Source organism: Comamonas sp. A23, from assembly GCF_004522605.1.
GTDB classification, from domain to species: domain Bacteria; phylum Pseudomonadota; class Gammaproteobacteria; order Burkholderiales; family Burkholderiaceae_C; genus Comamonas; species Comamonas thiooxydans.
The window spans coordinates 169,077-190,645 of sequence record NZ_RSDT01000007.1 but is presented as its reverse complement, the minus strand read 5'-3'; the positions used below and the strand labels follow the sequence as shown (position 1 = coordinate 190,645).

Sequence of the window (21,569 nt, the reverse complement as noted above, 5' to 3'; positions counted from 1 at the left end):
CCCCTGGGGGAAGGCGCACAGCGCCTCAGGGGGATTACGGTATCGGATGCACGCCGCCGCGGTTGTCATAGCAGCGAAAGACATTGCAGTTGACGATCTTGGCGGGCGGCTGCGATGGCGTGGGACGTGCCGGCGGGTAGCGGTTGGGATAGCCATAGCCCCACTGCGGGCGGTTGATGGCATTGGGCTGCAGCGCCCGGCTTTGCTGCAACTGCTGGTAGGCGGCTGCGCCCAGGCAGCTCATCTCCATCTGGGCCTGAGCCGCCTGGCTGCGCTCACCCCAGGTGGCCGGGTCGGGGCTGGCTTCGGCCAGTATGGCGTTGTAGCGCTCGCGGGCCTGGCGGCAGGCGGGCGTGTTTTCCAGATTGGCTACGGCCCGGGCCTGGGCTTTCTCGGCGGCCTCGCGTTCCTTGCGCTCCTGCTCTTCACGCTGGCGGCGCTGGGCTTCGTCGCGCGCCATCTGGGCCTTGCTGCGTTCCCGCGCCTGGCTGGCATTGGCACGCTCGGCCGCAATTTCCTCGGCGCTTTGCGCCGCCTGAATCTGTGTGCTCATTTCGCCCGAGATGCAGCGGCCGTTGGTATAGGTCACCTCGCCGGTCTTGGCATCGACACAGCGCATGACCTGAGCCTGGGCCGTGCCTGCGATCAGCACCCAGCCCAGCAGCAAGCCCAGCGGCAGTTTGCGCATGGTGACGGCGGGAGATAGGGGCTCTGGCATGACCGCTCCTTCAAAGGCGTTTGAGTGCCTGCAAATTATGAAGTGGCGGCAAGAAAAGCAGAAGCGGCGCCGTGCCGCAGCATCCGGTCAGCGCCAGTCACCGCGAGGAGGAAAGCCTTGCTGCTGACCTTCGCGCTGGCGTTGCTGCTGGCGCTGATCGCGCTCACGTTCGCGGTCTTGCTGCTGGCGGTCGCGGGCCTGTTGCTGGCGATCACGTTCGGCCTGCATGCGGTCACGCTCGCGTTGCTGCGACTGCTGCTGTTGTTCGCGCTCCTGCTGGCGGCGCATCTGGTCCTGATCGCGGCGATTCTGGGATTGCTGACGATCCCATTCGCGGCGCTGCTGGTCCCGGTCGCGCTCCATCTGACGCTGCCATTGCTCGCGATCACGCATGTTCTGGGCGCGCTCGCGTTCCAGCTCGCGCTGGCGCTCCCATTGACGGCGCTCACGCTCGCGCCATGCCCAGTCATTGCGGTCCTGACCCTGGTAGACCGGGTAGGCGGGATAAGCGGGCTGGGTGCTGTAGATGGTGGTGGAGCCATAGCTGCCACCGTAGCCGCCGCCATAGCCGGAGTCGTACTCGCCGGGAACCGCGCAGGCAGTGCACAGCACAGCCAAAGCCCCCATGCTGGCCCAGCGCGTGGAGGTGGACATCATTGCCTGCAGGGATGGTTTCATGGCGTGTCTGGTGAGGTGTGGGTGGGCGTAATGCCCTGTGCTCTTAACGTCCGGCAATTGTTCCGGGTTGACTTCGCTACGTTGTATGCTCATTAAATGAGAGCTAGTTTCGCTTTGTGGCTGTGCGTTAAGAGTGGTTTTTTCTTGATTTTTCAGATTGACGCCATAGTGACCCTTTTGGCAAAAGCGCAGCCAAAGCCTCGCTAGAATGACTTCGTCTTGCGGTGAATTCCGGTTCACTGCAAAGCAGCGTTCTCAGGGCGGGGTGCAATTCCCCACCGGCGGTATCTGCGGCAATGCCTTGCATTGACTGCAGCAGCCCGCGAGCGCCTGCAGTCTCGCCAGAGCCTGCAGGGTCAGCAGATCTGGTGAGATGCCAGAGCCGACGGTCATAGTCCGGATGAAAGAGATCGCGCAGCATCGGTCCGTGATGCAGCTATCGCTGCCGCATGGGCGGGTGTATCAGCGCACGCCCTGATTCATTGGAATTTTCTGGAAATACCACCATGAATCAGACCCCCATCTCCATGAACTTTGCCACTCACGCGACTTCCGAGGGGACACCCTGGAAGGCTGTGGCCGGCCGCAGCCGCATTGCCATCATCAGCGCCAGCTGGCACACCGAAGTGGTCTATCAGGCCCGCGATGCCGCTCAGGCCGAACTCCTGGCACAGGGCGTGCAGGCCGGCAACATCACGCATTTCAGCGTGCCCGGTGCCTTTGAAATCCCGCTGCTGGCCAAGAAGCTGGCGCAAAGCGGTCGTTTCGATGCAGTGATCGCCACGGCACTGATCGTCAACGGCGGCATCTATCGTCATGAATTCGTGACCACGGCCGTGATCGACGGCCTGATGCGCGTGCAGATGGACTCCGAAGTGCCCGTGTTCTCCGCCGTGCTGACGCCGCGCGATTTTCACGAGCATGGTGATCATGTGGAGTTCTTCCGCCAGCACTTCGTGAAGAAGGGTGTGGAAGTGGCCCATGCCTGCCTGAGCACGCTGGACCAGCATGCCAAGGTGGATGCGCTCCTGCAGGCCAAGGCTGCCTGAGCGGCAGGTGTCAATGAAGGAACGCCCCAGTCTGGGGCGTTTTTCTTTGGCGCTGCTGCCATTTCGCGAGCAAGGGCTTGCGGCGGGTTTTTCCAGCACAGCCCGGGGCGCTTGCCGATCCCTGAAAACACTGATTGTTGTGCCGGTGTAGCACTCGCTGCACCTATGTGATTGCCTCATTGCCAATTGCCTGTCGCGGGGCATAAGGTTGCGTCTTGTCTCAACCGAGTGGAGTGCGCAATGAAGAATTTTGGCAAGTTGTGTATCGCGACAGTCGTAGCAGGTATGGCTGGGGGCGTGATGGCCCAGGAGCAGATCATCAAGATCGGTCATATCGGCCCGACCTCCGGCCCTCAGGCTCACTTCGGCAAGGACGATGAAAACGGCGTGCGCATGGCCATTGAGGACCTGAACGCCAAGGCCATGGAAATCGGAGGCAAGAAGGTCAAGTTCGTGCTGGTGGCCGAGGACGATGTGGCCGATCCCAAGCAGGGCACGGCGGCTTCGCAAAAACTGTGCGATGACAAGGTGGCCGGTGCAGTGGCCTTTGTGAACTCCGGTGTGGCGATTCCTTCTTCCAAGGTGTTCCAGGACTGCGGCATTCCCATGATCACGGGCGCTGCGACCAATCCCGATCTGACCAAGCCCGGCTGGAACACCACCTACCGCGTGATTGCCAACGACAACGCCCTGGGCGCGGCGCTGGCTAGCTATGCGGCCAAGAATCTCAAGCTCAAGAATGTGGCCGTGATCGACGACCGCACGGCCTATGGCCAGGGCCTGGCCAATGTGTTCAAGAAGGATGCCGCAAAGCATGGCATCAAGATCGTGGCCAACGAGTTCACCAACGACAAGGCCACGGACTTCATGGCCATTCTGACCTCCATCAAGGCCAAGAAGCCCGATGCCATCTTCTACGGCGGCATGTATGGTCAGGCCGGCCCCATGCTGCGTCAGATGGCCCAGCTGGGCATGAACGACGTCAAGATGTTTGGCGGTGACGGCATTTGCGTGACCGAGCTGGCCAAGGTGGCTGCCGGCGCCAAGCCGCTGGAGAACGTGGTCTGCGCCGATGGCGGAGCCTCCATTGCCAAGATGCCTGGCGGCACGGAGTGGAAGAAGCGCTATGACGCCAAGTATCCGGGCCAGTTCCAGGTCTACAGCCCTTACTTCTATGACGGCACCATGCTGCTGGCCGACGCCATGAAGCGTGCCAATTCATGGGACCCCAAGGTCTATATCCCCTTCCTGCAGAAGTCCGACTATTCGGGTGTGACCTCCAAGATCCAGTTCGAGAAGAATGGCGAGATGAAGAACCCCAGCTATACGCTGAGCCGCTATGTGAACGGCAACAAGACGCCTATCGACCTGAACTGAGTGCCTTGAGTGCACCAGGCCATGTGGTGTGGCCTGTTTTGCAAAGCCTGCGGATGCCTCGCATTTGCAGGCTTTTTTGCTTTCGGTCTTTGGGGGGCAGGCATGGATGGCTGCTGGCTGGGGCGTTGCACGCGAAAGGATTGCGCTAGTTCTGCATGCCCTCTAGCTGCGCGAAATACTGGCGCAGCACCTCGATGGCCTCGCGCACCTTGGCGGGCAGGCTGTCGCGGCTGGCGGTGACGGCCCAGATATCCAGCATGCCCATGTCCCAGTCAGGCAGCAGGCGCACCAGGCTGCCCGTCTCCAGACTTGCCGCCACGTCATGGGCCGAGAGCAATGCAAGTCCCAGGCCTGCTTCACAGAACTGCTGCACCGCGCTGCGATGGTTGCTGACCATGAGCGGCCGCACCTGCAGCCGGTACTCCTGCGCCGTGTCCTGCTGGCGCCATAGAAAGTCGGCCTGGGCGTCGTCGCTGCGGCTCATTTCCAGCCAGGGCAGCTGTGCCAGCTCGCTGGGGTGTCGAGGCGTGCTGCCGTGGGCCTTGATCCAATGCGGCGAGGCGCAGAGCAGGGTGGCGCTGCGTCCCAGATGACGGGCCACCCAGCTGGAGTCCTGCAGATTGCCGAAGCGCAGCGCCAGATCCACGCGCGCCTGGATCAGGTCTATGGGAGCGTCATCCATGAGCAGGCGCAGCCGCAGCTCAGGATGCATGGCCAGCCACCGGCCCAGCGCCGGGGCAGCATGCTGGGTGAAACCTGCCGGGGCAGCCAGACGCAGCTCGCCGCTGGGGCGCTGATGCTCGGCGGCCAGCTCGGCGCGCGCCCGGCTGGCGGCCTCGCACATGGCGGCGCACTGGATGTAGAAGCGCTGGCCGGCATCGGTCAGCGTGAGTTGGCGCGTGGAGCGGTGCAGCAGCGTCAGGCCGGCCTCCTGCTCCAGTTGACGGATATGCTGGCTGACGGCCGAGGGCGTCATGTCGAGCTGGCGGGCGGCCGCGCTCATGCTGCCGCGCTCCACCACGGCGGCAAAAATGGCCATGCGTCTGAAATCTTCCATGAGGCTATTTTGAAGTGCTGCTTCAAGGTCATGGTGGCTGAAAGGGGTTTTTCTCGCGATTAATGGCGATTAATCTTTAGCCCTGTTGAAGATACAAGGAGTTTTCCAATGAAAGTCGCATTGATTGGCGCCACGGGTTTTGTCGGTGCCGGATTGCTGGATGAGCTGCTGCGTCGCGGTCACGAAGTCGTGGCCCTGGTGCGCAAGCCCGAGGTCGCTGCAGCGCGCGAGCATGTGCAGTTCGTCAAGGCCGACGTGCTCAAGGCCGACGAGGTGCAGCGCGCCGTGACTGGCTGCGATGCGGTGGTCAGCGCCTATAACGCAGGTTGGAGCAATCCCAATATCTATGACGATTTCATGCGGGGCTCGCGTGCCATCGTGCAAGGTGTCAAGGCTGCGGGCATCAAGCGTTATCTGGTCGTTGGCGGAGCCGGCAGCCTGTATGTGAATGGCCAGCAACTAGTGGATTCGCCCGATTTTCCGGCCTTCATCAAGCCCGGCGCCTCGGCGGCGCGCGACATGTTTGCCGAGCTGCAAAAGGAAGCCGCTCTGGACTGGACCATGCTGAGCCCGGCCGTGGGTTTTCATGGCGGCTCCGATGCGCAGTCCAGGGGCCGTACCGGTCACTACCGTACAGGCAAGGACGAACCTTTGGTGCAGGCCGACGGCCAGCCCGGCGATATTTCGGTTCAGGACCTGGCCGTGGCATTGGTCGATGCCCTGGACAGGAACGAACACGTCAAGGCTCGTTTCACCGTCGCGTATTGATCAAGCCCTGCCGTCGCCCGGTCCGACCCCATTGATTGATGGGGAAAGGTCGGGCTGTCTGTCTGCTGTCATGCTGCAAGCGCACAATTTCGGGTTTTGCGGCGCCAGACGCCTGCACGCCTTGATTGCATGACAGAAACCTTGACTGCCCCTATCGAATCGACCCGATCTCCCGCCCAGGCCTGGCTCAGCGTGATTGCGCTGGCGCTGGGTGCTTTTGTCTTCAACACCAGCGAGTTTGTGCCGGTCGGTCTGCTCAGCAGCATTGGCGCCAGCTTTGACATGCAGGTGGAGCAGGTGGGGCTGATGCTCACCATCTATGCCTGGGTGGTGGCGCTGGCTTCGCTGCCCTTCATGCTGCTCACGCGCAAGGTGGAGCGGCGCAAGCTGCTGATGGGTGTGTTTGCGGTGTTCGTGCTCAGCCATCTGCTCTCGGGCGTGGCCTGGAGCTATGCATCCCTGGTCATCAGCCGCATCGGCATTGCGCTGTCGCATGCGGTGTTCTGGTCCATCACGGCCTCTCTGGCCGTGCGGGTGGCGCCTCCGGGCAAGAAGGCCATGGCGCTGAGCCTGCTGGCCACGGGTACTTCCGTGGCCATGGTGCTGGGCATTCCGCTGGGCCGCATCGTGGGTGAATGGCTGGGCTGGCGCATGACGTTTCTGGCCATCGGTGGGGTGGCGGCGGCGGTGATGCTGGTGCTGGGCAAGCTCTTGCCTCTGCTGCCCAGCGAGAACGCAGGCTCCCTGTCCAGTGTGCCCATGCTGTTCAGGCGCCCGGCCCTGGTCGGCATCTATGTGCTGCTGGTGGTGGTGATTACCGGCCAGTTCACGGCGTATAGCTATATCGAGCCCTTTGTGCAGGACATCGCCGGCCACGCCGGCGATGTGACCACAGCTGTGCTGCTGCTGTATGGCGGCATGGGCATTGTGGGCAGCGTGCTGTTCGGCTGGTTCGGTCTGCGCTTTCCGCGCGGCTTTCTGCTGGCATCCATCGGCGTGCTGGCGCTGAGCCTGTTGCTGCTGGTCATGAGCAGCACGCATGTCTGGAGCCTGTATCTGCAAAGCTCGGTCTGGGGCATCGCCATGATCTGCTTTGCGTTGTCCATGCAGTCCAAGGTGCTGAATCTGGCGCCCGATGCCACCGATGTGGCCATGTCCATGTTCTCGGGCATTTTCAATATCGGCATTGGCGGCGGCGCACTGCTGGGCAGCATCGTCAGCCAGCAATGGGGCATGACGCATATAGGCCTGGTGGGCGGCCTGCTGATTGCCATGGGCGGCGCGCTCTGGTTGTTCATGATGCTCAAGCTGGCCGACAGCTTCCGTTTGAAGTCCTAGTTTTGTATACAAAACTGGCCTGACTCTTGCATGGGTGGTTTGTCTCAAACTTTTTAGAGAGGAAACCACCCATGAAAGCGTTTGCCGCTACCTTCACCACCATCGCCCTGGCTGCGGCCAGCCTGTCGGCCCAGGCCCAGAGTTCCGTGCAGCTCACCGGCACCATCGATAGCTATGCGGGCTCCATGAAGCTGGCAGGGCAAGAACGCGTGGCCTCGGTCGGCTCCGGCGGTCTGACCACTTCCTGGTGGGGTGTGAAGGGCGTGGAGGATCTGGGCGGAGGTCTCAAGGCCGACTTCAATATCACCAGCTTTTTTCGTGCCGATACCGGTACCCCCGGCCGCTTTGATGCCGACCCCTTTTTCTCGCGTGATGCCAATGTGGGTCTGGCTGGCAGCTTTGGCCGTGTGAGCCTGGGTCGTGGCCTGGCGCCTAACTTCCTGCCCACGGTGCTGACCAATCCGTTTGGCGACTCCTTCACGGTCTCGCCGCTGGTGCTGCATGCCAATATGACGACCGCGGCCTGGGGAGCGGACAGCCTGACCACGGCCTCCAACACCGGCTGGAGCAACCAGATCCTGTATTCCACGCCCAGCTTCGGCGGTCTCAGGGCCAATGTGCATTACCAGTTCGGCGAGCAGACCACCAGCGGCAACAAGGGCAAGAAGAATGTGGGCCTGAACCTGATGTACTCGGGCGGACCGCTGAGCCTGACTGCGTTCTACGAGCGTGCGCAGATCAGCAATCCGGTATCGCTGGCGGTGATGCCGACCAAGAGCAACTGGATGGTGGGCGGCAGCTACGACTTCAGCGTGGCCAAGATCTATGCCACTTACGGCCAGGCCAGGATCGACGCCCAGGACCGCGAGAACACCACCTACTCGCTGGGTCTGGATATTCCTGTCAGCGGAACGCCTGGAACCTTCAAGGCTGCGGCGGCGCGTACCAAGTCGGAAGTGGGCAATGTCAGCGGCACACGCACCACCGTCAGCCTGGGCTACGACCATTTCCTGTCCAAGCGCACCGACGTCTATGCCGTGGCCATGTATGACCGCGTGAGCATGGACATTCCCAACAAGTCCGGCACCAGCGCCCTGGTGGGCATCCGTCACCGTTTCTGAGAACAGGTCTTGTACTGCACCAGTTTCATGCATGAGCACCTGGCTTGTGCATGAGGCGGGCAAAGAAAAAGCCCTCGCCGGTATGTGCCGGCGAGGGCTTTTTTCATGTGCAGCAGACGCTTATTCGTCCATCTTCAGATTCTGCTTTTGCACCACGTTCTTGTAGACGGCCAGCTCTTCGGCCATCTGCTTGGCAAAGGCTTCGGGGGTGTCGGCCATGATGATGGAGCCGCTTTCCTCGATGCGCTTTTTCACATTGGGGTCCTGCACGGCCTTGCGCACGGCGGCATTGATCTTGGCCACGACATCCTTGGGCAGGTTCTTGGGGCCGACGATGCCGTAGTACGCCATGCGGTTGACCTGGGGCAGACCGATTTCCTTGAAGGTGGGCACATCAGGCAGGGCGGCCACGCGCTGAGGGGCGGCGACGACCAGGGCCGTGAGGCGCTTTTCCTTCACAAAGGGCAGGGTGGAGGGCAGGTTGTCGAAAATCAGCGGCACCTGGCCGGCCACGGTGTCGTTCAGCGCAGGGCCGGAGCCACGGTAGGGAACGTGGGTCATCTCGGTCTTGGTTTCCAGCTTGAACATTTCCATCATCAGGTGGGTGATGGAGCCCAGGCCGGGCGATGCGTAGGAGTACTTGGCGGGATGGTTCTTGATCTCGGCCAGGAAGCTCTTGTAGTCCTTGCCGGCAAACTTGGGATTGGCCGCAATGATGTTGGGCGTGGCCGCAATGTTCACGATGGGCGTGAAGTCGGTGGCCACGTTGTAGGGAATCTTGGGATTGATGGCCGGGTTGGTTGCCGTGGTGGACACGGTGGCAATGCCGAGGTTGTAGCCATCGGGCGCAGCTCGGGCGGTTTCAGAGGCACCGATGCTGCCGCCGCCGCCGCCCTTGTTTTCCACCACCACGGACTGGCCCAGTTCGCGGCTCAGCGGCTCGGCAATGATGCGGGCGATCAGGTCGGTCGTGCCGCCAGCAGCAAAGGGAACCAGCAGGCGGATGGGCTTGTTGGGATAGGCGCTTTGTGCCTGTGCAGCGCCGCAAAAAGCCATGGCAGCCAGAACGGTGGCTGTGAACTTGAACATCAATGTCTCCTTGGAAAGTGTGATTGGCAGTGCATCTCTGGTGAAATTGCCTGCAGTTTTCGGGGCTGGGGCCCTCTTTTGTTGTCAGGAGTTTGCTTTGGCCGTGAAGGCTTCAAACCACTCCTTGCTCATGCAACGCAGCAATGGCGTTGTCATCAAGTCCGAATTCGCGCAGCACCTCATCGGTGTGCTGGCCGAGGGCTGGCGGGGCGTTGCGGTAAGTCACCGGCGTGGCCGACAGACGTATGGGGTTGGCGACGGTGGCGATATGGCCAATGCCGTCACTGGCGTTGCGCGGCAAGCTTTGCTGAATGCCGCGTGCCTTGACCTGAGGGTCTTCAAAGGCCTGGGCAATGGTGTTGATGGGGCCGCATGGCACGGCTTTGTCTTCCAGCAGCGCAATCCAGTCAGCCGTGCTGCGCTGAAGCATCTGTGGCTTCATCAACTCCAGCAGTGCCGCACGGTTCTGTACACGGGCGGTATTGGTGGCAAAGCGTGCATCCAGGGCCCAGCCGTCCTGGCCGATGGCTGCGCAAAAGCGCGCGAACTGACCGTCATTGCCTATGGCCAAGAGCACATTGCCGTCCAGCGTTGGAAAGTCCTGATACGGCGCCAAGCTGGGGTGGATATTGCCGGCGCGGCTCGGCGCCTGGCCGGTGGCCAGAAAGCCTGCAGCCTGGTTGGCCAGCACGGCCATGCCCACGTCCAGCAGCGCCATATCGATGTACTGGCCCTGGCCGGTGCCGTTTCTCGCATTGTCGCGGGCGTTGAGTGCAGCCAGGATGGCATTGCTGGCATAGAGCCCCGTGAACACGTCGATCACGGCCACGCCAACCTTGAGAGGGCCTCCGCCGGGTTCGCCATCTGCATGGCCGGTGATGCTCATCAGGCCGCACATGGCCTGCACCATGAGGTCATAGCCGGCGCGCTCGGCATAAGGGCCGTCCTGGCCAAAACCCGTGATGGAGCAGTACACCAGGCGCGGGTTCAGCGCCTTGAGACTCTTATAGTCCAGACCGTATTGAGCGAGCCCCCCGGTCTTGAAGTTCTCCACCACCACATCGGCCTCTTGCGCCATGCGCTGCAACAGGGCCCGGCCCTCGGGGTGTGCCATGTCCACGGTGAGGCTGCGCTTGTTGCGGTTGCAGGCCGTGAAGTAGCTGGCTTCGCGCGTGTCGTTGCCCGCATCGTCCCTGAGGAATGGAGGGCCCCAGTGGCGCGTATCGTCGCCGGCAACCGGGCGCTCCACCTTGACCACATCGGCCCCTAGATCGGCCAGCATCTGCGTGGCCCAGGGTCCCGCCAGCACGCGCGACAGATCCAGCACCTTGATACCTGCCAGTGCGCCCGTGGAAGTGCTTGTCGATGCGTTCATGTCGGAGGTGTCCAGAAACCGGGTAAGGGAACTATGAAAACAGAAGCGTCTTGCGCTTTATTGGTATGAGTTTTGATATAAAAACTATTCAAAACTCATACGAATCAAGCGGTGGAAGCTAATAAATAGATAGCGAAAAAGAGGCTCGAATCTCTGCCATCGCCCCACGTGAAGGGCAGCAAGCAAGAGCTGCCTCGCGGCGAAGCTGCCGTCCCCCTCCCATAGCGCAAAGCGCGTAGAGAGAGGGGGCGCCCGGCCAGGGGAAGCGGCGGGGCCGCCCAGGCGGGGCCGCCTAGGCACAGCGGCTCAGGGGGTGTCAGTTAAATGCAGCGATGCCGGTCTGGGCACGACCCAGAATCAGTGCGTGCACATCGTGAGTGCCTTCGTAGGTGTTCACCACTTCCAGGTTCACCAGGTGGCGAGCCACACCGAACTCGTCGCTGATGCCGTTGCCGCCCAGCATGTCGCGCGCCATGCGGGCGATGTCCAGCGACTTGCCGCAGTTGTTGCGCTTGACCAGAGAGGTGATCTCGATCACGTTCTGGTGTTCGTCCTTCATGCGGCCCACGCGCAGCGCGGCTTGCAGGCCCAGCGTGATTTCGGTCTGCATATCGGCCAGCTTCTTCTGGATCAGCTGGTTGGCGGCCAGGGGACGGCCGAACTGCTTGCGGTCCAGTGTGTACTGGCGGGCGGTGTGCCAGCAGTCTTCTGCCGCACCCAGCGCGCCCCAGGCAATGCCGAAGCGGGCGCTGTTCAGGCAGGTGAAAGGGCCCTTGAGGCCGCGCACGTCGGGGAAGGCGTTTTCTTCGGGGCAGAACACATCGTCCATCACGATTTCACCAGTGATGGAGGCGCGCAGACCCACCTTGCCGTGAATGGCAGGGGCGGACAGGCCCTTCATGCCCTTTTCCAGCACAAAGCCGCGGATCTGGCCCACAGTGCCGTCTTCGGAGACTTCCTTGGCCCAGACCACGAACACGTCGGCCACAGGGCTGTTGGTGATCCACATCTTGTTGCCCTTGAGGCGATAGCCGCCGTCGACCTTGTAGGCGCGTGTAGCCATGGAGCCGGGGTCGGAGCCGTGGTCGGGCTCGGTCAGGCCGAAGCAGCCGATGAACTCGCCCGAAGCCAGCTTGGGCAGGTATTTCATCTTCTGCGCTTCGGTGCCGAACTCGTTGATGGGCACCATCACCAGCGACGATTGCACGGAGGCCATGGAACGATAGCCCGAATCAACACGCTCGATCTCGCGCGCCACCAGGCCGTAGCTCACATAGTTCAGACCCGCGCCACCGTATTGCGTGGGGATGGTGGGGCCCAGCAGGCCCAGCTCGCCCATCTCGCGGAAGATGCTGACGTCCACGGACTCGTTGCGGAACATGGCTTGCACGCGAGGCTTGAGCTTGTCCTGGCAGTACTCGCGCGCTGCGTCGCGGATCATGCGCTCGTCTTCGGTCAGTTGCTGGTCGAGCTGGAAGCAGTCGTCCCACTGGTAGCCATTGGCCATGTTCATCTCCTGAATGCAAGGTGTCGGGTTGCAGGCGCATTTCCGCCTGAGTGCTTGCACACATATTAGATTTGCAGAACAGGGGCTGGCAAACGATGAATAATCATCTATGGATGAGTAAAACGCATGTATAAGCGAATTATTCAGGGTTTCCCCTTTGTTTTGAGATTGATTGATGCGTTCTAAGCACAAAAGATATGCGTAGAGTTCTCCCTTCCACCCAGGCCCTGGCCTGCTTTGAATCGGCCGCCCGCCATGTCAGCTACACCAAGGCTGCGCAGGAGCTGTCGCTGACGCAAAGTGCCGTCTCGCGCCAGATCATTGCGCTGGAGGAGTTTGTGGGCGTGGCGCTGTTCAAGCGCACACGCCACGGCGTGCTGCTCACCGATGCGGGGCTGCATTATGCCAAGCAGGTGGGACGCTGGCTGCAGGGGCTGGAGCGCGACACGCTGGATCTGATGAGCCATCAGGGTGAGGGCGGCCCCATCAATCTGGCGGCCGTGCCCACCTTTGCCACGCGCTGGCTGCTGCCACGCCTGCCGCAACTGGCACAGCAGCACCCCGACATCACTGTGCATATCGATGTGCAGACCCGGCCTTTCCTGTTTGCCGACACGGTGTTCGATGCCGCTCTCTACGCGGGCACGCCCGAGCAGGTGGCCCGCTGGCCCGGCGTGCAGGCGCAGTGGCTGATGGACGAGGAAGTCGTGCCCGTGTGCAGCCCGCAACTGCTGGCCACGGCCCAGCAGCGTGATCCAGGCCGTGCCTGGCTGCCGGTCGGCCCCGAGGTGATTGCGCGCCTGCCGTTGCTGCAGCAAAGCACGCGTCCCCAGGGCTGGCGCCAGTGGTTCGACGCGATGCATGTCGATGCACCGCGCGCGCTCGACGGCATGCGGCTTGAGCTGTTTTCCATGCTGGCCGTGGCTGCCAGCCAGGGTCTGGGCGTGGCGCTGATCCCGCCCATGCTGATCGAGCAGGAGATTGCGCGCGGCGATCTCATCGTCGCCTGTCCCCAGCCGCTGCGCGGCAACCGCGCCTACTATTTGGTCACGCCCGAGCTGGCGGCCGAGGCACAACCGTCGCCGGCGCTGCGGGTGTTCAGCCAGTGGTTGCAGCACAAGGCGCAGGAGGCTGCAGGTCGCAAGCCAGAGCGCCATCCTTGAAATACAGCTTTGACCGCATGGCCGCCGGGCTTTGGGCCTTCGATGCAGGTATCTAGGCAAGAATGATTGCTTGCCTGGCCAGTAAAACGCTGGCTGCTATGAATTCTTGCAGTGGAGAGTCGAATCATGTCATTCAGCCAAAGCCTGTGGAACGCCAACCAGGCACTGTTTCAAAGTACCCTGGAGCTGCCCTTCAACCAGGAGCTGGCGTCCGGCACGCTGAGCCGGGAGCGCTTTCGCCACTACATGATTCAGGATGCGCACTACCTTGTCGCCTATGGCCGAGCGCTGGCCGTGACGGCGGCCAAATCCGATAACGCCGAAGGCGTGGTGCAGTTTGCCAATGCCGCCAATGAGGCCGTGGTGGTGGAGCGCGCCCTGCATGGTGGCTTTATGCGCGATTTCGGCGTGACGCCCGAGCAGTTCGCGGCTACGCCGCTGACGCCGGCCTGTCATCACTACACCAGCTATCTGCTGGCCACGGCCTGGAGCACCACTTACCCGGTGGCCGTGGCCGCGCTGCTGCCCTGCTTCTGGATTTATGCCGAGGTGGGGCGCGACATTCACGCGCGCTCGGCCAAGGACAATCCGTATCAGGCCTGGGTGGACACCTATGCCAGCGAGGAGTTTCATGCGGCGGTGCGCGGCGTCTGCGCCACGGCGGATCGCCTGGCCGAGGAGGCCACCGAGGCCACGCGCGCGGCAATGCATGCGGCCTACAAGGATGCGGCCCGGCTGGAATGGATGTTCTGGGACAGTGCCTACCGCCTGGGAGATTGGCAAGGGCCGTTGCGCTGAGTCGCTGAGTTTTAGTGCATAAACGGGGTGCTGATTAAAAAATAATCAGCACCCCGTTTTCCCTAATGTGACAAGGAGTTAAGTCGCTTATTCAAGTGCTTGCTCCGGTTTGTCCACAAGCTTGTAATGATTTAGTGGGGAAAACTGGGCTACAGCCCAAGTTGAGTAGGCGTGAGCTGCTATGAAATGCGGAGTTTGTAGGCTTTAAGAGCCGTATAGTGTGATTTGCTTAAAAATTAAGCAGGCATTGAAAAGTCTTTGCAGAACAATGGCTTGATACGCTTATCCCGTTGAGTGGTTGGTATTGTCCACAAGCTTGTAGCGGGCGAATGGGGATATCCCGATACGATGCGCGGTAGAGCATCGAGGGAGAGGGAAGTGAAGAAATCAACATACCGGGCCATTGTTCTTGCCTCCATGCTCATCCCTGTGGCGGGCCTGTGCCTGGATTCCTTTTGTCCGCTGATCCCGGCGAGTCTGAAGTCGGTGTATGACAGCATGGTGCAGTTTGGCGGCATCAAGAGTTATCCGCCAGGGGTATGGCTGGCCATGGTGGTGGTTGTTGTGACTACGCTGGCTTCTTTTTACGGGCAACTGCGCTTCAGGAGCTGGGCGCCGAGTCTGGCTGTGAGCTCGACGCTAGCCGGCTTGCTGTTGTCCTGCTTTACGGGGCCGATTTTGCAATCGGGTGTGGGTGATGCTGCTGCTGGTGCGGGCGCCATGTTGAGCGGGATGGTGCTGATCCTGCCTTATGCCAGCGCCGAAGTGCGGGCTCTTTTCTGGCCGCAAACCGCCGCAGCGACTGTCGATACGGCTGGCCTTCAGGTTGCTGGAACTGAGCCGGTTTGAGTCATGGACTCAGCGCTTGCCGGCCTCGACCAGATGGTCGATCAGCGCCCGCACCTTGAGCGGCAGGTGGCGCGATGGCATATACAGTGCATAAGCGGTGCGCGGCGCGTAGTTGCCCGTCAGCAGCCAGTCGGGCAGTACCTGTACCAGTGCGCCGCTGCTCAGCACGGCCTGGGCGGCAAAGTCTGCCACCAGACCTATGCCCTGGTGCTGCAGCGCCAGATTGATGATGCCCGTGCTGCTGTCCATGGACAAAGGAGAGTGAACGGCGACTTCGGTCACGGCAGCCTCTGGGCTGCGGGTTTGGCCGTGCACCCATTGCAGCCGGCTCTGAAAGTCGCCATAGCCCAGCGTGATGCATGCCACGCCATGCTCGCGTCCCAGCTCCTGTGGATGCTCGGGAGGCTTGATCAGACCCCTGAGGTAGGCCGGCGAGGCCACGGCGATGTAGCGCACCTGGCGCAGCTCGCGCGCCACCATATGCGGTGGTAGCTGTTCTGGCCGGGTCAGGCGGATGGCCAGATCCAGACCTTGCTGCGCCAGGTCCTGCATCTGGTCGCTGAGGCTGACGGCGACCTCAAGCTCGGGCCATTGGCGGCGCAGCGCAGGCAGCTGTGCACTGAGCCATATTTCACCAAAGATGGTCGGTGCCGTCAGTCGCACCGTGCCGCGCGGCACGCCGCTGTAATGGCCGGCAATGGCGTGGATATCGCTGGCCGTCTGTGCCAGCTGGCTGCAGGCGGCATAGACCTCGGCGCCCAGCTCGGTCAGGGACAGGGAGCGGGTTGTGCGGTGCAGCAGCTGCACGCCCCAATGGGCTTCGAGCCGGCCCACGCTGCGGCTGACGGCCGAGGTGGTCAGATCCAGTTGCCGTGCGGCGGCGGCAAAGCTGCGCTGCTCCACCACCTTGGCGAAAACCAGCATTTCAGGAAGCAGGCCGGACTCTGTGCTCATGGTTCAGCTTGATTGTTGATCTTTGGGTAATAGTAAGTGGAATAGAGCTGTATTGATGCTTAGAAGTGATTGAAGGACCATGCCATCATGACTTCCCAGACATCTTCCTCTTTACAAGTGCTGGCTTCCAAGCCGGCTTTGGCCGCCACCTCGCCGCCCAAGGCTGCAGCCGGCGGTAGCTGGCGCATGGTGCTGGCCATGGCGCTTTCCGGAACCATCGGCCTGCTGGTGGTGGAGAGCGGCCTGCCCGTGCTGTGGGTCGTGTGGTTGCGTTGTTTGCTTGGCGGACTCGGGCTGGCGGCCTGGGTGCTTTGGTCGGGCCAGTGGTCCCGGCCGACCTGGCGCGAGAGCGGCTGGCTGCTGCTGGGGGCTGTGGCGCTCATCGTCAATTGGCTGTGCCTGTTTCGTGCCTATGAATACAGCGGCATTGCCATTGCCACGGTGGTCTATCACGTACAGCCCTTCTTGCTGTTGCTGCTGGCAGCTCTGCTGCAGGGCGAGCCTCTGCCGCTCAATCGGCTGCCCTGGCTGCTGCTGGCGCTGGTAGGCGTGGGCTTGAGCAGCGGCCTGGTAGGGCTGACTGATCAGCAGGCGTCGCAAGGGCAATCCTTGGGCATTGTGCTGGCACTGCTGGCAGCCAGTCTTTATGCCCTGGCCACCTTGGCCACTCAGCGGCTCAGGCGGCTTGCGCCGGCGCAGATCGCCATGCTGCAGATGCTGCTTGGTGCGCTGAGCTTGCTGCCCTGGGTGTGGGAGCTGCGCGCCCAGGCACTCTTCAGCCCCAAGGTCTGGGCTGCGGTGCTGGTGCTGGGCCTGGTGCACACGGCCTGGATGTACACACTGATGTACACGGCATTTCAAAGACTGCAGGCGCAGGCGATCGCCGGCTTGTCCTTTATCTACCCCGTCATGGCTTTGCTGGTGGATCTGCTCTGGTTTGGTGCCAAGCCGCAGCCGGCGCAGTGGCTGGGGATGGTGCTGATTCTGGGGGCGCTTGCAGCTTACCGGCGTAGCGAGCGCAAGCCTAATCAAAAATAGCTGCCAGCGGTTATGCATCAAGCGCCAGCAGCTATTGTTTTAAATCCAGGGGGTAATGGCCAGCACCAGTGGCATCAGCACCGCCGTGGCCACGCCGTTCAATCCCATGGCCAGAGCGGAGAACGCAGCGGCTGTGGGGTTGAGCTGGATGGCGCGTGCCGTGCCAATCGCATGGGCCGTAAGTCCGATGGCAAAGCCTTGAACCGCTGGATCCTTGAGACGCAGGACGCGGCACAGCAGCGGTGCCATCATGGTGCCGCTGATGCCGGTAATGGCCACGGCCACGGCGGCCAGCGAGGGTGTTCCTCCAAAACGCTCGGCCATGGGCAGGGCGATGGGAATGGTGGCCGACTTGGGTGCCACGGCGATCAGCGTAGCTTGCGAGCCGCCAAAGGCCCAGGCAATGCCCAGCGCCGAAAACAGAGCGACCAGACAGCCCACCAGCAGCGCCACGCTGATGGGCAGCCACAGCTGACGGATGCGCTCGCGTTGGGCGTAGAGCGGGATGGCCAGTGCCACGGTAGCCGGGCCTATCATCAGACCCAGCAGGGATACGCCGCTGCGATAGGTTTCATAAGGCGTGCCTGTGAGCAACAGAATCGCGACGATGACGACCACGCCGGTAAACACCGGAATCAGCATGGGGCGGTTACCGCTTTTCCTGTAGATGGCCATGGCCGCCAGATAGACCAGCATGGTCAGCACCAGCCAGGGCAGGGGCGAGCCTTGGGCCAGGCTCAGCCAGGCGGTGTGCAGGCGTTCAAGCAGGGGTGTGCTCATAAGCTCTGCTCCTGTCTTGCCGCGGGCTCGTCATCCGACTTGAGAGTGCGCTGGCGCTGCAGGCAGAAGCGGAAGGTGAGGGCGGTTGCGGTGAATGTGATGGCAGCTCCGGCAATGCAGGCCAGCACAAACGGCAGCCATTCGCGGCGCAGGTGGTCGAATTCCAGCATTACGCCTGCAATGACGGGGATGAAAAGCAGCATCATGTTCTGCAACAGAACCTGAGCAGTATCTTCCAGTGTCTTGGGTAGGCGTTTGTAAAACAGCAGGCCCAGCAGCAAAAGCAGGATGCCGATCAGCGCGCCGGGCAGAGGCAAGCCCGTGACGCGGGCCAGGAACTCTCCCAGTAGCTGAAAGGCAAAAAGTACGGCAAGCGCATACAGCATAAAGGTGGTCAGCTCCTGAATAATGAGTTGGCAGCCTGTTGTCAGGCTGCCAACTCTGTAAGGGTGGGGTATGGCTTGGGTGAATAAAGGTAAAGCAGGCGGGTAACTATTGCGTGTCGCGGATGACAGGTTTATCTTGGATCTCAGGCGCTTCGGAGCCGAAGCGGCCAGTCATCGCACGAGCTTAGGAGAAGTCACCATGCAAACCGCAGTCTATCGCGCACCTGTGTATGAACCTACGGTCGATGAATTGGAAACACTCAAGAAGCTGGAGCTGGGCGAGGATGTCTCCCTGTGGTCTGCCGCCAAGGAATATCTTTCCAAGCGCCTGCTGGAGCGGGGCCTCGTGGAGCAGGATGCAGAAAAGCACTGGCATATCACCGAGTCGGGGCGTATGGTGATCCGGCGCCAGCTCTGAAATGCTCGGGGTTAACCCTTGGATTGCAATTGCCTGATTTGGAGGCAACCTACCTTTCAACCCGCAAGTACAAGGGCTTGTGTGCTGTTATCACCAGGATTTCACTGGATATCCACAATTATGTCCACATGATCTGTGGAAAAAAGCGCTGTCATGGACAGCGCTTTTTTTGTGGCTTGACTCAAGCCAGGGTTGCTCGGATTGACAGCAAAGGCTCTCGTTGACAGTACAAGTGCAGCGATGCTCAAAAGGCATTTTCCAGAGAGAAATGTCCCATGTGACCTGCTGTGTGCTATGGGCTTGAAGCGAGTGGATGTTTGACAGATGGGCGATGCTGCCGGTGCCTGGCATGGTATTGCAAGGCATAGATCCGCACCAGATTGTGCAAAGTTATGCACAGTGACTGTGCAACTTCGAAAAGATGAGCGAGCAAGAGAGATCCTGCCTTATCCCGGCAAAGGAAAGGCATGGGGCTGTGGCGTAATTGATGCGCCGGCTTTTCGCGTGGAGAACGGAAGGCTGGATGGCAGCGAAGCCGCCTTTTCGGCTTGGGTATGTAGTGCCGGATTGGACCGGAACGCCCTGCTGCGGGGATTTCAATTCCCAGCACTCACCCTGGAGGGATGCGGATTGTATTCGATATTCAGGCGCAAAAAATTGTCGCAGCGTTCCTTTGGACAAAAACGCGTTGCGCCCATGATGCCGACATGAGGTCGAAGCTGGGTCGATTTGTCAGCAGGTACTTCGCTTGGTGTTGCTATCAGTGCTGAGTGGCTGCATATTTGCAGAGCACAAATCAACAAGGGCGGGTTGAAGCCCGCCCTTGTTAGGTGAGTTGCTGTCAGCACCAAAGAAGTGCTGCCGTCCTGTTATGCCTTTGACCAGTCTATTCGCTTGTAGGCACGAAAAACAGGTACTCACCTGGCCCCATCTGCGGGGTAATCACATAGCCTTCGCATTGTCTGTCCTTGCATTTCACAGGGATAGCGCGGGGCCAGATAGTTGCTGCAGTAGGGTAACCAGGCAGGTACTGCGGCACATGCCATACCCCATAGTCCCCCACTGGCTCTGCTTGCTGCGAGCCTGCTGCACCTTGCTCGCCACTTCCGAAGATCTGGCGTTGAATGCTCAACGGTTCATTGATGGCCCTGGAGTCGGGTGCAGCCAAAGACGAAGCGCTGCATAGTGCAATCGCTAAAAGAGCTAGAGTCTTGCCCATAGCGGCCTCCTAGATTAGGAATCACGCCCACTAATTGTCATACAGCTGTGCTGTACGTGGATCTTCCATCACAGATGTTACAAGCGAGGGGCGAGGGGCTTCAGGTGTCAAACTTGACTGAACCTCTGTGGGCGCTGAAGCGGGAGTGGGGCTACCTTGTGCCGAAGCATCCGGCCCGTAGTTGTTGCGGCGCTCGTCTGCAGTCATGGATTGCGGGCATTTAGAACCCGTGATCTCCAGTGCCACGCGAGCGGCGGGATCCATGCAGTCCATTGCCAGCGAGGCTGCCTTCATGCCCTTGTTCCAGAGCTCACGGCTCATTTTCAGGCGCTTGCAATGCTCGTCCGTCCAGGTTGTGCCGAAGCTCACGCCAAAGCCAGGTCCGTTGGCACTGCCGCTGCTGCTGCCCATGCAGGTGTCATTGCTGGTAGTGAGATTGGGGCCGTTCACGCTGGGAACGTTTTTCATGGTGTAAGTACCTGTGTACTCCACAATGTTCTTGGACGTCCCGGATACCGTGCTGTTCAGGTTCTGGGTGGTCGTGCCGTTCGTTGTGATGTTTTGATCGGAGGTTGAAGTGGATCTGCTGTCCATCGTGGATACAGATCGACTTTCCGCCGGGGCAACGACCGGATTGACAATGGTGACCGACTGATTCTGTTGCGCCCCCACGGAAGAGGAGCTAGAGGAGCTTTGCGCGCTGCTGTCGGCACTTTGCGCATAACTGCACAAAGGAACGCAAAGACTTAACAGAGCTATTGAGAATTTCATGCTTTGCTCCTACGTTGCCCGAGCCCGGCCAGGCAGCCAGGCCCGGGACAAACACAACTATCTTGGGACAGCTGCCTTAGTTGGCATTGGCAGCGGAGCCTGCACCGGCAGTACCGGAGGTGCCACCACCGTTGGAGAAGTAGCCAGCATTGCCAAATGCTCCAGCGTTCTGATGGACGGTACCCACCGAGGTTGCGCCCGATCCGGTGTTGGTCCATGCACCGCTAGGCCCAGAGATAGCAGCCGAAGTTGCGCCATAACCGGAAGTCGTGCCAGCATTGCTGTTCACATAGGACAGTCCGCCACCAGGGCCAGCGCCAGTGGCAACTTGGTTGGCTGTGTGCGAAGTGGCCACACCAGCTGCTCCGCCGCTGACGGGGCCTGCGCTGTAGCCAGCCAGGGCCGCAGAACCTGCGTTAGCGTTGGTCGCAGCACCGCCACCCGCAACAGCATTGCCCGAAGTTGCAGAAAGGCTCTTCACGTTACCGTAGGTAGTTGCGCCACCGCTGACCGCTGCACCACCGGCGCCGTAAGGGCCTACAGCAATGCCGCCACCAGCAGCATTGGCGTTGGAGGTTGCACCGGAGGTTGCACTATTCATGCTCAGCGCAGCACCGTTGCCCGAGCTGGCAGCACCCGACACCGTAGCTGAAGATGCGCTCGACGTCGTGTTTGTGGCAGCGATGCTTGAGCCGCTCACAGCAGCAGATGCAACACCAGCCAACGCAATAACCGCCATGGCAATCAGAGACTTTTTCATGATCATTCCTTTGAATAGCGAGTTCTCAGACAACTGAGAGTGTGTGAGCGAAAGACCGATGCAATTTCGCAAAGGCCAGTGTTAACCGTCAACAAGTTATGGAGTGCTTTGTTACGTTCCAAAACTGCTTTCGGTGAAGGCAGTTTCAGAAAACGACGGAGAAACAGTAATACCCCATTCAAAGATATTTTTTGAAGAATTTAAAATGATGAGAAAAATGAATGATTTGTTGTGGCTTGTGGATGTTGTGCTATTGAAAGAATAGTGCTTGTTGGAAATTTCTTACAATGCTAAAAAATGTAATCTGTATTTCTTTTTATTTTATATGTCCATTGTTTCAAAAATAAAGGGTTTAC

Annotated in this window: 22 protein-coding genes and 1 riboswitch; of the genes, 11 read left to right on the top strand and 11 right to left on the bottom strand. The window is 60.7% G+C overall.

Annotated elements, in window-relative coordinates:
* Positions 1–34 precede the first annotated feature (34 nt).
* Together EIC84_RS16900 and EIC84_RS16895 are read right to left on the bottom strand one after the other, a co-directional pair.
* A complete protein-coding gene (locus tag EIC84_RS16900) occupies positions 35–718 on the bottom strand; it encodes a DUF4124 domain-containing protein (RefSeq protein ID WP_003069066.1) in 684 nt (227 codons plus the stop codon).
* Between the two features lie 87 nt (positions 719–805).
* Positions 806–1,396 carry a hypothetical protein gene (locus tag EIC84_RS16895; RefSeq protein WP_046461560.1) on the bottom strand — a complete coding sequence of 197 codons (591 nt, stop codon included), beginning with the start codon at positions 1,394–1,396 and terminating at the stop codon, positions 806–808.
* 247 nt (positions 1,397–1,643) lie between these two features.
* Positions 1,644–1,812: riboswitch (FMN riboswitch) on the top strand.
* Positions 1,813–1,902: 90 nt separating this feature from the next.
* Between EIC84_RS16895 and EIC84_RS16890 the strand changes: the two genes are divergently transcribed.
* On the top strand, positions 1,903–2,445 hold the full coding sequence (locus EIC84_RS16890) for a 6,7-dimethyl-8-ribityllumazine synthase (protein ID WP_003069072.1): 543 nt from the start codon (positions 1,903–1,905) through the stop codon (positions 2,443–2,445).
* 240 nt (positions 2,446–2,685) lie between these two features.
* Positions 2,686–3,822, top strand: a complete 1,137-nt coding sequence (locus EIC84_RS16885; protein WP_003069075.1) for a branched-chain amino acid ABC transporter substrate-binding protein — start codon at positions 2,686–2,688, stop codon at positions 3,820–3,822.
* Positions 3,823–3,967: 145 nt separating this feature from the next.
* On the opposite strand, the gene EIC84_RS16880 is transcribed toward EIC84_RS16885, so the two are convergent.
* Complete coding sequence (locus EIC84_RS16880) at positions 3,968–4,879, bottom strand: LysR family transcriptional regulator (protein WP_003069076.1); 912 nt, start codon at positions 4,877–4,879, stop codon at positions 3,968–3,970.
* A 108-nt stretch (positions 4,880–4,987) separates the two neighbouring features.
* Here EIC84_RS16880 and EIC84_RS16875 point away from each other — a divergent pair, with 108 nt between their 5' ends.
* The 3 genes from EIC84_RS16875 (at position 4,988) to EIC84_RS16865 (ending at position 8,106) form a co-directional block, all read left to right on the top strand.
* Entirely contained in the window at positions 4,988–5,647 is a 660-nt protein-coding gene (locus tag EIC84_RS16875) for an NAD(P)-dependent oxidoreductase (RefSeq protein ID WP_003069078.1), read from the top strand.
* Positions 5,648–5,776: 129 nt separating this feature from the next.
* Positions 5,777–6,985: a sugar transporter gene (locus EIC84_RS16870; protein WP_003069081.1), complete on the top strand. Its 1,209-nt coding sequence runs from the start codon at positions 5,777–5,779 to the stop codon at positions 6,983–6,985.
* A gap of 71 nt (positions 6,986–7,056) precedes the next feature.
* Positions 7,057–8,106, top strand: coding sequence for a porin (locus tag EIC84_RS16865; RefSeq protein ID WP_003069082.1), 1,050 nt, complete (start codon positions 7,057–7,059; stop codon positions 8,104–8,106).
* 120 nt (positions 8,107–8,226) lie between these two features.
* Here the strand turns inward: EIC84_RS16865 and EIC84_RS16860 are convergent, their stop codons facing one another.
* From EIC84_RS16860 to EIC84_RS16850, 3 genes are all read right to left on the bottom strand, one after another.
* Positions 8,227–9,195, bottom strand: coding sequence for a tripartite tricarboxylate transporter substrate binding protein BugE (locus tag EIC84_RS16860; protein WP_003069084.1), 969 nt, complete (start codon positions 9,193–9,195; stop codon positions 8,227–8,229).
* A 112-nt stretch (positions 9,196–9,307) separates the two neighbouring features.
* Positions 9,308–10,570 (bottom strand): CaiB/BaiF CoA-transferase family protein, encoded by a 1,263-nt coding sequence (locus EIC84_RS16855; protein WP_003069085.1) that lies wholly within the window; start codon positions 10,568–10,570, stop codon positions 9,308–9,310.
* Positions 10,571–10,886: 316 nt separating this feature from the next.
* Positions 10,887–12,077, bottom strand: a complete 1,191-nt coding sequence (locus EIC84_RS16850) for an acyl-CoA dehydrogenase (protein ID WP_003069087.1) — start codon at positions 12,075–12,077, stop codon at positions 10,887–10,889.
* A 197-nt stretch (positions 12,078–12,274) separates the two neighbouring features.
* On the opposite strand from EIC84_RS16850, the gene EIC84_RS16845 reads away from it, so the two are divergent.
* From EIC84_RS16845 to EIC84_RS16835, 3 genes are all read left to right on the top strand, one after another.
* Positions 12,275–13,240, top strand: a complete 966-nt coding sequence (locus EIC84_RS16845) for a LysR family transcriptional regulator (RefSeq protein WP_003069089.1) — start codon at positions 12,275–12,277, stop codon at positions 13,238–13,240.
* Positions 13,241–13,366: 126 nt separating this feature from the next.
* Entirely contained in the window at positions 13,367–14,038 is a 672-nt protein-coding gene (tenA, locus tag EIC84_RS16840; protein ID WP_003069091.1) for a thiaminase II, read from the top strand.
* 417 nt (positions 14,039–14,455) lie between these two features.
* Positions 14,456–14,887: a hypothetical protein gene (locus EIC84_RS16835; protein WP_237704506.1), complete on the top strand. Its 432-nt coding sequence runs from the start codon at positions 14,456–14,458 to the stop codon at positions 14,885–14,887.
* A 9-nt stretch (positions 14,888–14,896) separates the two neighbouring features.
* Here the strand turns inward: EIC84_RS16835 and EIC84_RS16830 are convergent, their stop codons facing one another.
* Positions 14,897–15,841, bottom strand: coding sequence for a LysR family transcriptional regulator (locus EIC84_RS16830; RefSeq protein ID WP_003069096.1), 945 nt, complete (start codon positions 15,839–15,841; stop codon positions 14,897–14,899).
* An 87-nt stretch (positions 15,842–15,928) separates the two neighbouring features.
* On the opposite strand from EIC84_RS16830, the gene EIC84_RS16825 reads away from it, so the two are divergent.
* Entirely contained in the window at positions 15,929–16,879 is a 951-nt protein-coding gene (locus EIC84_RS16825) for a DMT family transporter (protein WP_085960385.1), read from the top strand.
* Positions 16,880–16,918: 39 nt separating this feature from the next.
* On the opposite strand, the gene EIC84_RS16820 is transcribed toward EIC84_RS16825, so the two are convergent.
* A complete protein-coding gene (locus EIC84_RS16820; RefSeq protein ID WP_003069102.1) occupies positions 16,919–17,659 on the bottom strand; it encodes an LrgB family protein in 741 nt (246 codons plus the stop codon).
* Complete coding sequence (locus EIC84_RS16815) at positions 17,656–18,045, bottom strand: CidA/LrgA family protein (RefSeq protein ID WP_003069103.1); 390 nt, start codon at positions 18,043–18,045, stop codon at positions 17,656–17,658. The genes EIC84_RS16820 and EIC84_RS16815 overlap by 4 nt, the downstream gene beginning before the upstream one ends.
* Before the next feature lie 199 nt (positions 18,046–18,244).
* Between EIC84_RS16815 and EIC84_RS16810 the strand changes: the two genes are divergently transcribed.
* Positions 18,245–18,463: a hypothetical protein gene (locus EIC84_RS16810; protein WP_003069105.1), complete on the top strand. Its 219-nt coding sequence runs from the start codon at positions 18,245–18,247 to the stop codon at positions 18,461–18,463.
* Between the two features lie 1,249 nt (positions 18,464–19,712).
* Here the strand turns inward: EIC84_RS16810 and EIC84_RS26205 are convergent.
* Together EIC84_RS26205 and EIC84_RS26355 are read right to left on the bottom strand one after the other, a co-directional pair.
* The gene (locus EIC84_RS26205; protein ID WP_171832543.1) at positions 19,713–20,453 is read right to left on the bottom strand and encodes a hypothetical protein; all 741 of its coding nucleotides are present in this window, start codon (positions 20,451–20,453) and stop codon (positions 19,713–19,715) included.
* 76 nt (positions 20,454–20,529) lie between these two features.
* The gene (locus EIC84_RS26355) at positions 20,530–21,153 is read right to left on the bottom strand and encodes a hypothetical protein (RefSeq protein ID WP_223305646.1); all 624 of its coding nucleotides are present in this window, start codon (positions 21,151–21,153) and stop codon (positions 20,530–20,532) included.
* Here EIC84_RS26355 and EIC84_RS16790 point away from each other — a divergent pair.
* The gene (locus EIC84_RS16790) at positions 21,071–21,250 is read left to right on the top strand and encodes a hypothetical protein (protein WP_223305645.1); all 180 of its coding nucleotides are present in this window, start codon (positions 21,071–21,073) and stop codon (positions 21,248–21,250) included. The two genes, EIC84_RS26355 and EIC84_RS16790, sit on opposite strands and share 83 nt — an antisense overlap.
* Positions 21,251–21,569: the final 319 nt, after the last annotated feature.

Bases quoted from the DNA above. Each gene is read 5' to 3' on its own strand.
- EIC84_RS16900 (WP_003069066.1), bottom strand. From the start codon at position 718: ATGCCAGAGCCCCTATCTCCCGCCGTCACCATGCGCAAACTGCCGCTG.
- EIC84_RS16895 (WP_046461560.1), bottom strand. From the start codon at position 1,396: ATGAAACCATCCCTGCAGGCAATGATGTCCACCTCCACGCGCTGGGCC.
- EIC84_RS16890 (WP_003069072.1), top strand. From the start codon at position 1,903: ATGAATCAGACCCCCATCTCCATGAACTTTGCCACTCACGCGACTTCC.
- EIC84_RS16885 (WP_003069075.1), top strand. From the start codon at position 2,686: ATGAAGAATTTTGGCAAGTTGTGTATCGCGACAGTCGTAGCAGGTATG.
- EIC84_RS16880 (WP_003069076.1), bottom strand. From the start codon at position 4,879: ATGGAAGATTTCAGACGCATGGCCATTTTTGCCGCCGTGGTGGAGCGC.
- EIC84_RS16875 (WP_003069078.1), top strand. From the start codon at position 4,988: ATGAAAGTCGCATTGATTGGCGCCACGGGTTTTGTCGGTGCCGGATTG.
- EIC84_RS16870 (WP_003069081.1), top strand. From the start codon at position 5,777: ATGACAGAAACCTTGACTGCCCCTATCGAATCGACCCGATCTCCCGCC.
- EIC84_RS16865 (WP_003069082.1), top strand. From the start codon at position 7,057: ATGAAAGCGTTTGCCGCTACCTTCACCACCATCGCCCTGGCTGCGGCC.
- EIC84_RS16860 (WP_003069084.1), bottom strand. From the start codon at position 9,195: ATGTTCAAGTTCACAGCCACCGTTCTGGCTGCCATGGCTTTTTGCGGC.
- EIC84_RS16855 (WP_003069085.1), bottom strand. From the start codon at position 10,570: ATGAACGCATCGACAAGCACTTCCACGGGCGCACTGGCAGGTATCAAG.
- EIC84_RS16850 (WP_003069087.1), bottom strand. From the start codon at position 12,077: ATGGCCAATGGCTACCAGTGGGACGACTGCTTCCAGCTCGACCAGCAA.
- EIC84_RS16845 (WP_003069089.1), top strand. From the start codon at position 12,275: ATGCGTAGAGTTCTCCCTTCCACCCAGGCCCTGGCCTGCTTTGAATCG.
- tenA (WP_003069091.1), top strand. From the start codon at position 13,367: ATGTCATTCAGCCAAAGCCTGTGGAACGCCAACCAGGCACTGTTTCAA.
- EIC84_RS16835 (WP_237704506.1), top strand. From the start codon at position 14,456: ATGCTCATCCCTGTGGCGGGCCTGTGCCTGGATTCCTTTTGTCCGCTG.
- EIC84_RS16830 (WP_003069096.1), bottom strand. From the start codon at position 15,841: ATGAGCACAGAGTCCGGCCTGCTTCCTGAAATGCTGGTTTTCGCCAAG.
- EIC84_RS16825 (WP_085960385.1), top strand. From the start codon at position 15,929: ATGACTTCCCAGACATCTTCCTCTTTACAAGTGCTGGCTTCCAAGCCG.
- EIC84_RS16820 (WP_003069102.1), bottom strand. From the start codon at position 17,659: ATGAGCACACCCCTGCTTGAACGCCTGCACACCGCCTGGCTGAGCCTG.
- EIC84_RS16815 (WP_003069103.1), bottom strand. From the start codon at position 18,045: ATGCTGTATGCGCTTGCCGTACTTTTTGCCTTTCAGCTACTGGGAGAG.
- EIC84_RS16810 (WP_003069105.1), top strand. From the start codon at position 18,245: ATGCAAACCGCAGTCTATCGCGCACCTGTGTATGAACCTACGGTCGAT.
- EIC84_RS26205 (WP_171832543.1), bottom strand. From the start codon at position 20,453: ATGAAATTCTCAATAGCTCTGTTAAGTCTTTGCGTTCCTTTGTGCAGT.